The organism is Xanthobacter sp. BG11Y11_SDJG (assembly GCF_057364445.1).
Genome location: NZ_JBNFNU010000079.1, coordinates 1 through 13,803, shown reverse-complemented (window position 1 = coordinate 13,803; position 13,803 = coordinate 1). Strand labels below are relative to the sequence as shown.

Sequence of the window (13,803 nt, the reverse complement as noted above, 5' to 3'; positions counted from 1 at the left end):
GCTCGCCGGCGCCCCGCGCCTTGCCGTGCTTGCCGGCGCCGGGGTCGAGGAAGGCGCGGCCGCCGAGGCCCTGAAGGCATTCGCCGAGCGCTTCTCGGTTCCGGTCGCCACCACGCTGCGCGCCAAGGGCGTGTTCCCGGAGGACCATGCGCTCTCGCTCGGCGTGTTCGGCTATGCCGGCACGCGCCACGCCACGGCGGCGCTGCTCTCCGACGCCATCGACGTGCTGCTGGTGCTGGGCTCCGGGCTCAACGAGCGCGACACCATGCACTGGACCCTGCGCCAGCGCTCCAAGGCGCTGTTCGTGCACGTGAACACCTCCCTCGCCGAATTGTCGGCCGTGGGCGAGACCGACCACGTGGTCGCCGGCCATGCCGCCGCCTTCCTCGACCGCCTGTCGCGCCTCGGCGATCTGGAGGCCGCCGCCTTCGCCAAGGGCAAGGCCGCGCGGGAGGACTGGCTCGCCGGCCTCAAGGCCGGCCCGCGCCTCTACGACACCGAGAACTGCCACCGGCCGGGCAAGCCGATCCATCCGGCGAGCGCCATCGTGGCGCTGCGCGTGGCGCTGCCGCGCGACGGCATCGTGCTGGTGGATTCCGGCGCCCACCGCGCCTTCGCCGGCCACTACTGGACCTCCTACGTGCCGCGCAGCTACGTCTCGGCCACCAATCTCGGCCCCATGGGCTGGGCCATCCCGGCCGCCATCGGCGTGCAGTGCGCCCGGCCGGACCGGCGCGTCGCGGTCATCACCGGCGACGGCTGCATGCAGATGCACGGCATGGAGGTGCAGACCGCCGCCCGCTACAAGCTGCCGGTGATCTATCTGGTGCTGAACAACGGCGCGCTCGGCAATGTCTGGCTGCGCGCCCACCAGTACGGCGCCGTGCCCTCGGAGCTGACCAGCGTGGTCGACCATGACTGGGCCGGCTTCGGCCGGTCGCTCGGCGCCCATGGCATCACCGTGAGCGATCCCGCCGATCTGCCCAAGGCCATGGCCGAGGCGGTGGCCACCGGCACCACGGTGGTGATCGACGTGAAGGCCGACAAGGACTGCCCGACGCCGGTCTACGACTTCGCGGCCGGTGCACATGCCTGGTCGTATCACGAATAAGAGGGCCGAGACCCATGGCTGCTTTGCCCGATCCCACCGAGAGCCTCACCGGCGCCGGGCGTGCCATCTTTGAGGACATCCTCGCCCGGCGCGCCGCCAAGGGGGTGCACCATCTCGGCCCCTATATCCCGCTGCTCAACCATCCGGAACTTGCCAAGCTGATCGAGCAGCTCGGCTGGTACTACAAGTATGAGAGCAAGCTGCCGCGCGACATCTACCAGTTCGTGGTGCTGATCCTCGCCAAGCGCTCCAAGGTGGAATTCGTGTGGGAGGACCACGTGGCCGCCGCCCGCGCCGCCGGCCTGCCGGAGGCGGTGACGCAGATGGTGGCGCAGGACCAGCGGACCTTCCCTGCGCCGTTCGACCTCGTGGACCAGATCACCGATTGCGCCTTCGCGTTCCAGTCCATCCCGCAGGCGCTCCAGGACCGCGCCATCGCCGCCTTCGGCGTCGAGGGGCTGCTGGAGATCGTCACCCTGTGCGGCTTCTACTCCATGATGGCCATGGTGAACGGCTGCTTCGACGTCGCCCTCCCCGATCCCGTTCACCAGCGAGGCGCGTGATGATGATGGCCGCCCTTTACGTTCTCATCGTCGGGGTGGTCGCGACCGCGGCGCTGGACCTCTGGCAGCAGGTGTGCCGCCTCGTCTTCGGGCTGCCGATCACCGACTGGGGCCTCATCGGCCGCTGGGTGGGCCATTTCAGGGACGGCCAGTTCACCCAGCCCGATATCGGGGCGGCCGCGCCGGTGCCGGGCGAGCGGCCGCTCGGCTGGCTCGTCCACTATGCGGTGGGGATCGGCTACGCCGTGGTCTATCTCGCGCTCATGTGGCTGGTGCTCGGCGCCCCGCCGTCCCTCCTGTCCGCGCTGGTGTTCGCGGCGCTGTCCGTCTCCGTCACCTGGTTCTTCATGGAGCCGGTGCTCGGCGCCGGCATGATGGCCGCGAAGGCGCCGAACCGGCCGGTGGCGCTGGCGCACGATCTGACCAGCCACCTCGCCATGGGCTTCGGCCTGTGGGCCGGCGACCTGATCGCCCGGCCGCTGATCGGCGGCTGAGGTCCGGCCTTCAGCGGCGTCTAGCCGGGAGGCTGCGGCCCGTCGTGCGGAGCGGCTGCCGGACCTCCGCCGATGGGTGCGACCTGCGGCTTGCCGTCCTGCGGTGGCAGGAAGGCTTCAGGCCGGTCGGCCGGCAGGCTCTCCACGTAAAGCGAGGTGGACGGGAAGGCGAAGGACGAGCCGGCCTTGGCCACGATCTCCATCACCTGGTAGGCGAGCTTCTCCTTGACCGCGAGCCATTCCCCCCAGTTCGTGGTCTTGGTGAAGCAGTACACCATGATGTTGATCGACGAGGCGCCGAAGGTATCGATGCGCACGAAGGTGGACGCCAGCTTGTAGGAGACGAAATCCTCCCCGGTGTGGATATAGTCCTCGATCTGCTGGCGGATATCGCGCAGCTGCGCGACCGTCGTCGAATACGGCACGCCGATGATCCAGTAGATGCGGCGGCGGCGCATTTGCGTGTAGTTGATGACCGAATTGTCCGCGAGATCGGAGTTCGGCACCTGCACCGCGGCATCGTCGAACTGGCGGATGCGGGTGGAGCGGAAGCCGATGCTCTCCACCGTGCCCTCGACCACGTTCGGCACCTTCACCCAGTCCCCGTACTGGAACCGGCGCTCCAGCAGGATCAGCACGCCGGAGATCAGGTTCTTGAACAGCTCCTGCGCGCCGAGGGCCACCGCCGCGCCGGCGATGCCCATGCCGGCCAGCAGCGGGCCGATCCGCACGCCCCACTGCTGGAGCACCGCGACGATGGCGAAGAACGCCACGATGCATTTCATCGCCTTGCGGATCCAGTCGATGACGGTCTCCGTCATCCGCCCCGAGCGGGGCGCCGCCTGTTCCATCAGGGGGTCGATGAGGGCGATGATGGTCCAATAGGCGGCGGCGATCAGCAGCGTCTGCACCACATGGCGGGAAAGCTGCGCCAACGCGCCGTCCTCCGCCACCTTCAGCACCTCGAACGCCAGGAAGGTGCCGATGGCCACGAACATCAGCTCCACCGGCCCCTTCAGCGACCGGCCGAGATTGTCGCGGAACGCCTGCATGTTGAGGGTGAACAGCTTGCCGATGATGGTGAAAAACACATGCCGGAACACGCGCCGCAGCAGAAAGAACATCACAAATACAAGAACGGCGAACAGGATCCGGCCGTAGTCGAACTCGGTCAGGTCTGCGAACAGGCGCTCGAAGCTCGACAGAATACCGGCGGCAACGGTGCGCGCCGGCGTCAGGAATTCCGTCGCTCCCGTGTCCATCGACATCCGCTCCCCGTCCCGGAACGTCTTGCGGCGCCCCCGAGTCGCGCGAGTGTATCAAACTCCTTGCGCTCCCGCGCAGGCGCGACGCGGCGCGCCGCAGGGCGCCTCCATGCGCTACGGCCTCGACCACAAGGACCGCTCGGCGTGTCCGCTGGCCGACGAGATCGCGGCGGCGCGCGCCTATCTGCGCATCCGGGAATTGCGGTTTGACGAGGCGCTGACCTGCAGCGTGGACGTCGATGCCGACGCGGAGGACGTCCTGGTGCCGCACCTCATCCTGCAAGGGCTGCTGGAGAATGCGGTGAAGCACGGGCTGCGCCCGACCACCGGTGCGCCGCTGCGCATGGAGGTGACGGCACGGCGCGTCGGCGGGGCGCTCCACATGCTGGTGAGCCATCCCGCCACCTATCCCCCGCGGCGGGAGCCGGCGCGCGGGCTCGGGCCCGTCAACATCCGCCGCCGCCTGGAACTGCAAGACGGCGTGCTGGGGGCGGTCTCGGCCCTCACCATCCGCATGGCCGGGATCGGCGCGGGGCTCGACTACCGGCTGGGCACGCAAATCCAGGCGAGCTTCGTCGCCGGCTATGCGCTGTCCTCCGCCGCCCAGCGGCGGCCGGCGACTGGACGCTGCAGGGACGGCTGTTCGTCTCCTATTGAAGGACGCGGGTGGGATCAGCGCGAGGGCGGATCGACCTTCACCCCGCTCGGGCCGATCTCGATCTGCATGGTGTTGCGGTCGCGCTCGTAGGCATCATAGGCGAAATAGCCCGCCACGACGGCAAGAATAATGATCACGGAATACAGCACCGGACGCGACATCATGGGACTCCACTGGTTCGTGTGTAGCAACGCTACCGCTTGCCAATGGTTCCGCTTGCCGCGGCCCGGCCGGAGGAGGCGCGGCGCTGCCGCCGCGCCTCTTTGCGACCCGCCGCCTCAGGCCCGGCGGGCGTCCGCGGCCTTTCAGTTCAAGCCGGCGCTGGTGCAGCAGCGGCTCGGTGTAGCCGCTCGGCTGCTCCCGCCCCTTGAAGACGAGGTCGCAGGCGGCCTGGAAGGCGATGGAGCCGTCATAGTCCGGCGCCATGGGCCGGTAGGCGGGATCGCCGGCATTCTGCCGGTCCACCACCTGCGCCATGCGCTTCATCGTGTCCATCACCTGCTGTTCGGTGCAGATGCCATGGCGCAGCCAGTTGGCGATGTGCTGGGAGGAGATGCGCAGCGTCGCGCGGTCCTCCATCAGGCCCACGTCGTGGATGTCGGGCACCTTGGAACAGCCCACCCCCTGGTCCACCCAGCGCACCACATAGCCGAGGATGCCCTGGGCGTTGTTGTCCAGTTCCTTCTGGATGTCCTCGGCCGTCCAGTTCGGCCGCACCGCGACCGGGATGGTCAGCAGGTCGTCCAGCTTCGCCTTGGACCGGCTGCGCAGCGCGGCCTGCACGCCATGCACGTCCACCTTGTGGTAGTGGGTGGCGTGCAGGGTCGCGGCGGTGGGCGACGGCACCCAGGCGGTGTTGGCGCCGGCATTCGGGTGGGCGATCTTCTGCTCCAGCATGGCGGCCATCAAATCCGGCATGGCCCACATGCCCTTGCCGATCTGGGCATGGCCGGCGAGCCCGCATGCGAGGCCCGTGTCCACGTTCCAGTTCTCGTAGGCGCCGATCCAGGCCGCCTGCTTCATGTCGCCCTTGCGCACCATGGGGCCGGCTTCCATGGAGGTGTGGATCTCGTCGCCGGTGCGGTCGAGGAAGCCGGTATTGATGAAGGCCACCCGGCTCGCGGCGGCGCGGATGCACTCCTTGAGGTTCACCGTGGTGCGGCGCTCCTCGTCCATGATGCCGACCTTGATGGTATCGCGCGGCATGCCGAGCAGGTCTTCCACGCGCTCGAAAATCTCGACCGCGAAGGCCACTTCCTCCGGCCCGTGCATCTTCGGCTTCACCACATACATGGAGCCGGCGCGGCTGTTGGCGCGGCGCCCGTTGGGGCCGACGTCGCGCAAGGCGATGAGCGCGGTCACGGCCGCGTCGAGGATGCCCTCCGGGATTTCCGTGCCGTCCTTCAGCAGGATGGCCGGATTGGTCATGAGGTGCCCCACATTGCGCACCAGCATGAGCGAGCGGCCGGGCAGCACCAGCTTGCCGCCGTCGGGGGCGGTGTAGTCGCGGTCCGGGTTGAGGGCGCGGGTGAAGGTCCGGCCGCCCTTGGCGATCTCCTCCTTCAGGTCGCCCGTCATCAGGCCGAGCCAGTTGCGGTAGACGACAACCTTGTCGTCGGCATCCACCGCGGCGACCGAGTCCTCGCAGTCCTGGATGGTGGTGAGCGCGGCTTCCAGCACGATGTCGGAGATGCCGGCGGCATCGTCCTTGCCGATGACGCTGGCGCGGTCGACGACGATCTCGATGTGCAGGCCGTTCTTCTTCAGCAGCACGGCGGAGGGCGCGGACGCCGCGCCGCGATAGCCGGCGAACTGGGCCGGGTCCTTGAGCGCGGTGGCGCCCACAACGAGCGCGCCATCCTTCACGGAGAGCGGGCCGGCCTCGGACCAGGAACCGTCCTTCAGCGGCGCGCTTTCGTCGAGAAAGGCGCGGCCCCAGGCGATGACCTTGGCGCCGCGCTTGGGATTGTAGGACGCGCCCTTCTCGGCGCCCTCGGTCTCGGGGATGGCGTCGGTGCCGTAGAGCGCGTCATAGAGCGAGCCCCAGCGGGCATTGGCGGCATTCAGCGCATAGCGCGCATTCATCACCGGCACGACCAGCTGCGGGCCGGCCACCTCGGCGATCTCGGGATCCACATGGGCGGTGGTGACGCTGAAGGCGGGCCCCTCCGGCACCAGATAGCCGATCTCGGTGAGGAAGGCCTTGTAGGCCTCGAGGTCGAGCGGCGCGCCATTGTCGCGATACCAGGCATCGAGCTTGCGCTGGAGCTCCTCGCGCCGTTCGAGCAGCTCGCGGTTGCGGGGGGCGAGGTCGTGGGCGATGGCGGACAGGCCGGTCCAGAACGCCTCCCCCTCGATGCCGCTGCCGGGCAATGCCTCCGTCTCGATGAAATCGTGCAGAGCACGGGCGATCTGCAGCCCGGCGCGTTCCACGCGGGCCTCGGTCCCACTTGCCATCGTCACGCGGTGTCGTCCTTTCCCCTAGCGAGGCGCATCCTGAGGAGCGCTGGCGCCGACCGCGGCACCAAAGCCTCGCGCGCGGACTTTACCTGGGAATGCGCGCGCTTCGCATGTCGCGATGCGGCAACACACCTTCGCATGGAGGGGAAGGATGGGGCGGTCGCGCCGTGCAGGCACCGCTTGCGCCGACCGCCTGATGGCGAAGGGGGCGATCCTCAGGCGGCGCCACCCTTCAGCCCCCGGCGGAAGTCCTCGGGCGCAAGGCCGGTCGCCTTGCGAAAGGCGCGCGCGAAATTCGCCGGCGCCGAATAGCCGAGTTCAGCCGAAATATCCGTGACGGTTGCGTTGGTGCCGCGCAGCAGTTCCGTCGCCCGCCTGGCGCGGATGGCGTTGCCGAGACTGCGGAAATCGGTGCCATGGAGCTGCAGGACCCGCTGCAGCGTCCGCGTGCTGAGGGCGAGCGCATGCGCCGCGGCATCCAGCGACACGGTGCCGGCCAGCACCTGCGTCCAGATCTGCGCGGAGACGACGCCGATCAGATCGCCGCGGCTTGCCGGGTCGAGCCGCGCGCGCGCCAGATCGTCGACGCTCATCAGCCGCCGCCGGGACGAAAGCGGCCGCCGCGCGCCGAGAAGGGAGGCCCGGAACCAGATGGCCACCGCCGACGCATCGAAGACCACCGGGCAGCCGAAAGTGTCCTCGAAGCTCAACGCCGCCCGCGGGCGCGCAATGTCGAGGTCGATGCGCACCGGATGCCAGCCGGGCGGGGCAAACGACCGGCAGAGATCGAGCATCACCCCCGCGGCGCCCGCGGCGATGTGGAGATAGGCCGGGCTGCCGCGCGCCGCGCTGAAATAGGCGAAGCGCGCCATGCCGCCCTCGACGGACAGCGCGATGGCTTCGCCGCAACTGTGAAAGCCGATGGTGGAGGCCGCCCGGCGGATGGCGTCCCCAAGCGTATCGCCTGCGAGCACATAGTCGCCCCAGCACCCATAGGCCTCGAACGTCAGGTAGGGCGCGACCATGAGGCCGATATGCGCTTCTTTCGTGCGTCGTTCGATCTCGCTGAGGAAATCGCACATGGTCGCGTGCGGAATGAAGCAGTCGCGATCCTCGATCAGCTCGATGTCGAGCATCGCCGCGCGGTTGGCCTGCCGCAGCACAGTTTCCCCAAAGGCATGTCGCACCAGAGCCGGGACCCGTGCCAGAGCGGTGACCGAAATCATCGTCGGCGTGCCCGCATCCGCCGCGCGGGGGAGCTTGCGCGGGACTGGCGCAAAATGAGTGGTGGCCCCGACCAAGACTGTCCATTCCTTCGCCACCGGGCGAGCCATGCTGGCCTGGTACGCGCGGAATATTGCCATGCCGGCCGCCGCGGCGCGAGCGGGCATGCGGCAGTCACAAAGGGGATCGCTCATGCGAAGGATTTCGAGCCTGCTGCTGGCCGCAGGCATGATGGCGTCCGCCGGAACGGCGCAGGCCGTGCCCCCCGACGAGGCGAAGAAGATCGCCCTCGACGCCTATATCTACGGCTACTCGCTGATCACCACGGAGGTGACGCGGGTGCAGATGACCAATGTCGAGAAGCCCGAGGGTCTGCACGCCCCCATGGGCCAGTTCTTCAACGTCAAGCGCTACCCGCCGGCCGACTATCGCGGCGTCTCGGCACCGAACGCCGACACGCTCTATTCGCTCGCCTGGATGGACCTCGACAAGGAGCCGTGGGTGTTCTCGCACCCCGACATGGGCAATCGCTATTACCTCTTCCCCACCTACAGCCTCTGGGTGCCGGTGATCGCCTCTCCGGGCTCGCGGACGGCCGGCGGCAAGGCGGCGAGCTACACTTTGGCCGGTCCCCGGCTGGAAGGGCGAGGTGCCCAAGGGGCTGACCAAGATCGACGTCCCCACCCGCTATGTCCTGATCCTCGGCCGCACCTACGCCACCGGCACCGAGGAGGACTACAAGGAAGTGAACGCCCTCCAGGCCCAATACGACGTTCGCCCGCTCTCGAGCTACGGCAAGGCGGATTACGTCTACAAGGCGCCGCCGGTCGATCCCAATCCCGGCTACTCGATGACCGACAAGCCGCAGGAGGTGATCCTCGGCATGGGCACCGAGGGCTATTTCAACCGGCTGGCCAAGCTGATGTGCCATGACGCCCCGCCCGCGGCGGAAGACGCGCCGATCCTGGCGGAGATGGCCAAGATCGGCCTCGCGCCCTGCAAGCCGTTCAGCCTGGCCGCGCTCGGCGCGGAAACCGCCGCGGCGCTGAAGGACCTGCCGCAGCAGGCGCTCGATTATCTCGGCAGGAACGAAGAGAAGATGGGCGTCACAAGGAACGGCTGGGTCTTTGCCATGGTCGGCACCTATGGCACGGACTATCTCAAGCGCGCCGTGCTGGCAGCCTTCGGCTGGCCCGCCAACCTGCCGCAGGACGCGGTCTATCCCTATACGTTCGTCGACCAGGCGGGCCAGCCGCTCTCCGGGGCCAACAAATACACCCTGACCTTCGCCAAGGGGCAGCAGCCGCCGGTGGACGGCTTCTGGTCGATCACCATGTACGAGATCGACAAGGGCTGGTGGTTCGTGCCGAACCCGCTGAACAAGTTCACGGTGAGCCCGCGCAACAACCTCGTGCCCAATGCCGACGGCTCGGTGACGCTCTACTTCCAGAACGAGTCGCCCGGCAAGGACAAGGAAGCCAACTGGCTGCCGGCCCCCAAGGGCGCGTTCCTGCCGATGCTGCGCATGTACTGGCCGAAGGAGAAGGACCCATCCATCCTCGACGGCAGCTGGACGCCGCCCCAGATCGTCAAGGTGAACTGACGGGGGCCGACGGGGCGGCCGTCCGGCACGGGGAGCTCCGTGCCTCCCGGCCGGTCTGACGCACGTGCGCTCGCCGCCTGAAAGGGCGGCGAGCGGCGACGCCATGGGCCAATGCGTCGAAAAGCCGGAATTTGATGCCTATAGTCTATTGCTTATCTTGGCTGATCGGCCCATGCCGACGGTGCCGCCAATGGTGTGAAATTGCGTTCATAATGCTGCAAAATCAGTCGCTTGCATTTTCCGTTGCCCCCATGATGGATTGGACCGACCGCCATTGCCGGGCGTTCCATCGCACGCTGTCGCGTCGGGCGCGGCTCTATACGGAGATGGTCACGGCGCCGGCGGTGCTCCATGGCGACCGCGCGCGCCTGCTTGGCTTTTCGCCGCAGGAGCATCCGGTGGCGGTGCAGCTCGGCGGCAGCGAGCCGGCGGCGCTCGCCGCGGCGGCACGCATCTGCGCCGATTTCGGCTATGACGAGATCAACCTCAATGTGGGCTGCCCCTCGGACCGGGTGCAGGGCGGCAATTTCGGCGCCTGCCTGATGCGCGAGCCGGGCCTCGTGGCCGACTGCGTGGCGGCGATGAAGGCGGCCGTCGCCCTCCCGGTCACGGTGAAATGCCGCATCGGCGTCGACGAGCAGGACCCCGAGGAGGCGCTCGACGCGCTCGCCGACGCGGTGGTGGCGGCCGGCGTCGATGGCCTCATCGTGCATGCCCGCAAGGCCTGGCTGAGCGGCCTGTCGCCGCGCGAGAACCGCGACGTGCCGCCGCTCGACTACGACCGCGCCCGGCGCCTGAAGGCGCGCTTTCCGGCCCTGCCCATGGCCCTCAATGGTGGCCTGCTTTCGCTCGCCCAGGGGCGCGCCGAACTCGGCCCGCTCGACGGCATGATGCTGGGCCGCGCCGCCTACCAGGACCCCGAGCTGCTGCTCGGCGTCGACCCCGAGCTGTTCGGCGAGGCGGCGCCCCACGCGGACGCCTTCGCCGCGGTCGAGGCGTTCGAGCCCTATATCGCCGGCCATCTGGAGGCGGGCGGGCGGCTGTCCGACGTCACCCGCCACATGCTACGGCCTGTTTCGGCGGGCGGCGCGGGCTCGAGTCGGATTTACTCGGCCGCCGCCTCGTCCACCGGAGGCGAGTCCGGCCCGGCGCCGGCCTCGACGTGCTGCGCGGGGCGGTGGACGAGGTGCGGACGCCGCACCGAGCCGCCGCGGCCTGAGGCGGTGAGACCCCGCGCTCAATTGACAGCAGGGTTGCGGGAATTGCGCTGGACAGGCTTGGCCTTTGCGGGCACAGGGGCGACACTTCCCCCTCTGCCCGCCGAGCCATGATGCCCTGGAACGAGATCGTATTCCTCTGCCTGGCGCTGCTCGCCGGCGGCGTGCTGACGGGCCTGCTGGCGGGCATGTTCGGGGTGGGCGGCGGCGGCGTGATGGTGCCGGTGCTCTATGAGGTGTTCCGCGCCGTGGGCGTCGAAGAGAGCCTGCGCATGCAATTGTGCATCGGCACCTCGCTCGCCGTCATCATCCCCACCTCCTACATGTCCTACCGCGCCCATGCCGCGCGCGGCGCGGTGCTGCCCGGGGTGCTGCGGACGTGGCGCCTGCCCGCCATCGCCGGCATGCTGACCGGCACGGCGATCGCCGCGGTGGTGGACGGCTGGGTGCTGAAGGCGATCTTCGTCGGCCTCGTCGGGGCGCTCGGCCTCAAGAGCGTCATGGGGCGCAACGACATCCGCATCGCCGACCACCTTCCGGGCAAGACCGTGCTCCGGGCGATCGGCTATGTCCTCGGCCTCGCCGCCTCGCTGGTGGGGATATCCGGCGGCGGGGTCGCCACCAACATCCTGCTGCTCTACCGGGTGCCGATCCATGCGGCGGTGGCAACCTCTGCCGGCATCGGCATGATCATCCCCATCCCCGGCGTCATCGGCTATGCGGTGGCGGGCTGGCCGCACCTTGCCGATCTGCCGCCGCTCTCGCTCGGCTATGTCTCGATGATCGGCTTCATCTGCATGGCGCCGCTGAGCATGGTGTTCGCGCCCATGGGCGCCCGCATCGCCCACCGCCTGCCGCACCGCAAGCTGGAGATCGGCATCGGCCTGTTCTTCCTCGCCATCGCGGCGCGCTTCTTCCTCTCGCTGGTCTGGCGCTGAGGCGCGCGGGCGGTCGCGACCTCACCAGCGGTGCTTGAAGCCGGCCTTCACGCTCTTGTCGATCTCCGAGCCCGTATCGGCGACGCTGGTGGTCACGTTGAAGCCCTTGGCGATCTCCTGCTCCGCGCTGATGGAGGGCAGCCAGCCCGCCTGGTCCTGTCCGGTCTTGGCGCCCACCGCCAGCGTGGTGCCGGTGTCCTCCAGCTTGACGCTCACCGACTTGTCGGTCTCCCAGGCTTCGCTGGTGGCGGCGCGCTCGAACGAATAGCTGTCCTTCAGCGTCGCGGTGACACCGCCGACGACCCCCACCGAGCGGGAGAAGGAGGTGGCGACCTTGCTGGTCTCGTCCGCCGGATTGAGCGTCACGTCCACCGCGCCCTTTTGCCAGAACACCCAGTCCGGCAGCGTCTTCACCGCCACCTTGGCATAGGCCGAACCCGACAGCGCCTCCTGGCCGGCCACGGGATCGGCGACGGACGACGCCGCGGGCTCCGTCACCGCCAGGCCCACCTTGGTGCCGAGCGCGGAGACCTCGTTGGAGAAGTCGAGCGAGGTTGAGCCGTCCTTGTTCTCGGTGCGCTTCGAGTCGCTCTTGACCTGCGCCAGAGCGGGGCTGGCAACCAGAACGGCAGCGGCGACGAGAAGCGCGCCCTGCCGGAGGCGGCGACGGGCGCCAGGCGGCGGCGGGCAGCGGGAAAGCCGGCTCTCGGACATGACGGTCTCCGGAAGCGAACCATTCGGCGCGCAGTGTCAGCGATGAGCCGCGATGCCGTGCAGGCGCATCGCGCCCCTGCCCGGCCGGCGGCCGCCCCATTTCGTTCCCAGCATCTCCCAGATGGGTGGGGAAAAGTTAAGGCAGACTTCCCCGGCCGGCCGAATGTCCGCCATGCGCGTGGTGCATGGCTCGCTTGGCGCCCGTCCCGCCGTTCCGCTTGCGGCCGCGCGGCGCGCGCCCTATCCCCGCCGGGGGAGGACCAGATGACCAGCCCGAAAGACTTTTCCGCCGACGAGACCCTGACCCTGATCGCCCGCATCGCCGACGCGCTGGAGCGCATCGCCCCGCTGCGCCCGCCGGCGCCCGACTTCGAGGCGGCCGACGCCTTCGTGTGGCAGACATCCCCCGGCCGCTTCGAGCCGGTGCCGCGCGTCAACCGCGTGGAGATGGACCTGCTGCAGGGCATCGACCGGGTGCGCGACCAGCTGATGGAGAACACGCTGCGCTTCGCGCGCGGGCTGCCGGCCAACAACGCTTTGCTGTGGGGCGCCCGCGGCATGGGCAAGAGTTCGCTGGTGAAGGCCGCCCACGCCTCCACCAACCAATTGGTCCAGGATCCGTCCGGCGCCCGGCTGAAGCTGGTGGAAATCCACCGGGAGGACATCGAGACGCTGCCGGCGCTGATGAGCCTCGCCCGCGCCTCCAAGCACCGCTTCATCGTGTTCTGCGACGACCTCTCGTTCGACGCCGACGACACCTCCTACAAGTCGCTGAAGGCGGTGCTGGAGGGCGGCATCGAGGGGCGGCCCGACAACGTCATCTTCTACGCCACCTCCAACCGCCGCCACCTGTTGCCGCGCGACATGATGGAGAACGAGCGCTCGACTGCCATCAATCCCGGCGAGGCGGTGGAGGAGAAGGTCTCGCTCTCGGACCGCTTCGGCCTGTGGCTCGGCTTCCACAAGTGCAGCCAGGACGAATATCTCGCCATGGTGGCCGCCTATGTGGCCCATCACGGTTTGCCGGTGACCGAGGAGCAGTGGCGCCGCGAGGCGCTGGAATGGGCGACCACCCGCGGCGCCCGCTCGGGCCGCACCGCCTTCCAGTTCGTCCAGGACCTCGCCGGCCGCACCGGCACCCGCCTGAAGTCGGCCTGACCGGCGCGACCGCCCGCAGATGCAAGAAGGGGCGCCCGCTGGGGCGCCCCTTCTTCGTTCAGCCCTTGAAGGCGCGAGGAGGCGCCGCCGTCAGTTCTTGTTGACGATGCAGTCGCCGCCCTGGCCGCGCAGCGCCTGGCACAGTTCGTTGGCCTGGTCGCGCGAGGCGAAGGGGCCGACCTGGGCGCGGTAGAACACGCCGCGCTCGCCGAGATCGGCCTTGCGCACCTGCGCCGTATAGCTGCCAAGCAGGCTCGGATACTTGGCCTGGAGCGCCCTTTCCAGGAGCCCCCTGCGCGTCCCGCCCTCGGAGCGCTGCGAGGCACCCTGCACCCACATATGCTCGCCGCCGGCCGCCCACCGGCGCGTGAGCGCCGCGGTCTGGGCCGGAGCGGCGA

12 protein-coding genes and 2 pseudogenes are annotated in these 13,803 nt (G+C 69.1%); 9 read left to right on the top strand and 5 right to left on the bottom strand.

Going from position 1 to position 13,803, the window contains the following annotated elements; all coding sequences use genetic code 11:
- The 3 genes from AC2W7M_RS09435 to AC2W7M_RS09425 all read left to right on the top strand — a co-directional run.
- Positions 1 to 1,111: thiamine pyrophosphate-binding protein (locus AC2W7M_RS09435; protein WP_486131900.1), on the top strand; the 1,111-nt coding region annotated here is incomplete at its 5' end.
- Positions 1,112 to 1,125: 14 nt separating this feature from the next.
- Positions 1,126 to 1,674: a carboxymuconolactone decarboxylase family protein gene (locus tag AC2W7M_RS09430; RefSeq protein ID WP_486131898.1), complete on the top strand. Its 549-nt coding sequence runs from the start codon at positions 1,126 to 1,128 to the stop codon at positions 1,672 to 1,674.
- Positions 1,674 to 2,168, top strand: coding sequence for a DUF2938 family protein (locus tag AC2W7M_RS09425; RefSeq protein WP_486131896.1), 495 nt, complete (start codon positions 1,674 to 1,676; stop codon positions 2,166 to 2,168). The genes AC2W7M_RS09430 and AC2W7M_RS09425 overlap by 1 nt, the downstream gene beginning before the upstream one ends.
- 20 nt (positions 2,169 to 2,188) lie before the next feature.
- On the opposite strand, the gene AC2W7M_RS09420 is transcribed toward AC2W7M_RS09425, so the two are convergent.
- A complete protein-coding gene (locus AC2W7M_RS09420; protein ID WP_486131894.1) occupies positions 2,189 to 3,430 on the bottom strand; it encodes a mechanosensitive ion channel family protein in 1,242 nt (413 codons plus the stop codon).
- A 112-nt stretch (positions 3,431 to 3,542) separates the two neighbouring features.
- Here AC2W7M_RS09420 and AC2W7M_RS09415 point away from each other — a divergent pair, with 112 nt between their 5' ends.
- Positions 3,543 to 4,181 carry a sensor histidine kinase gene (locus AC2W7M_RS09415; RefSeq protein WP_486131892.1) on the top strand — a complete coding sequence of 213 codons (639 nt, stop codon included), beginning with the start codon at positions 3,543 to 3,545 and terminating at the stop codon, positions 4,179 to 4,181.
- Positions 4,182 to 4,184: 3 nt separating this feature from the next.
- Here AC2W7M_RS09415 and AC2W7M_RS09410 read toward each other — a convergent pair whose 3' ends face one another.
- Both AC2W7M_RS09410 and AC2W7M_RS09405 read right to left on the bottom strand, forming a co-directional pair.
- Positions 4,185 to 6,548, bottom strand: coding sequence for a malate synthase G (locus AC2W7M_RS09410; RefSeq protein WP_486131902.1), 2,364 nt, complete (start codon positions 6,546 to 6,548; stop codon positions 4,185 to 4,187).
- Positions 6,549 to 6,766: 218 nt separating this feature from the next.
- On the bottom strand, positions 6,767 to 8,005 hold the full coding sequence (locus tag AC2W7M_RS09405; protein WP_486131890.1) for an AraC family transcriptional regulator: 1,239 nt from the start codon (positions 8,003 to 8,005) through the stop codon (positions 6,767 to 6,769).
- On the opposite strand from AC2W7M_RS09405, the pseudogene AC2W7M_RS09400 reads away from it, so the two are divergent.
- From AC2W7M_RS09400 to AC2W7M_RS09385, 4 genes and pseudogenes are all read left to right on the top strand, one after another.
- Positions 7,914 to 8,381: pseudogene (locus AC2W7M_RS09400) on the top strand (DUF1254 domain-containing protein); the annotation flags it as partial. The gene AC2W7M_RS09405 and the pseudogene AC2W7M_RS09400 overlap by 92 nt on opposite strands.
- A 43-nt stretch (positions 8,382 to 8,424) precedes the next feature.
- Entirely contained in the window at positions 8,425 to 9,378 is a 954-nt protein-coding gene (locus AC2W7M_RS09395) for a DUF1254 domain-containing protein (RefSeq protein ID WP_486131888.1), read from the top strand.
- Between the two features lie 251 nt (positions 9,379 to 9,629).
- Positions 9,630 to 10,597, top strand: a pseudogene (gene dusA / locus AC2W7M_RS09390) (tRNA dihydrouridine(20/20a) synthase DusA).
- A gap of 108 nt (positions 10,598 to 10,705) precedes the next feature.
- Positions 10,706 to 11,533 carry a sulfite exporter TauE/SafE family protein gene (locus AC2W7M_RS09385; protein WP_486131886.1) on the top strand — a complete coding sequence of 276 codons (828 nt, stop codon included), beginning with the start codon at positions 10,706 to 10,708 and terminating at the stop codon, positions 11,531 to 11,533.
- A 21-nt stretch (positions 11,534 to 11,554) separates the two neighbouring features.
- Here AC2W7M_RS09385 and AC2W7M_RS09380 read toward each other — a convergent pair whose 3' ends face one another.
- A complete protein-coding gene (locus AC2W7M_RS09380; RefSeq protein ID WP_486131884.1) occupies positions 11,555 to 12,247 on the bottom strand; it encodes a hypothetical protein in 693 nt (230 codons plus the stop codon).
- Between the two features lie 264 nt (positions 12,248 to 12,511).
- Here AC2W7M_RS09380 and AC2W7M_RS09375 point away from each other — a divergent pair, with 264 nt between their 5' ends.
- Positions 12,512 to 13,405, top strand: coding sequence for an ATP-binding protein (locus AC2W7M_RS09375; RefSeq protein ID WP_486131883.1), 894 nt, complete (start codon positions 12,512 to 12,514; stop codon positions 13,403 to 13,405).
- Positions 13,406 to 13,495: 90 nt separating this feature from the next.
- On the opposite strand, the gene AC2W7M_RS09370 is transcribed toward AC2W7M_RS09375, so the two are convergent.
- Positions 13,496 to 13,803 (bottom strand): SPOR domain-containing protein (locus AC2W7M_RS09370; RefSeq protein ID WP_486131881.1); only part of this gene is annotated, 308 nt, incomplete at its 5' end.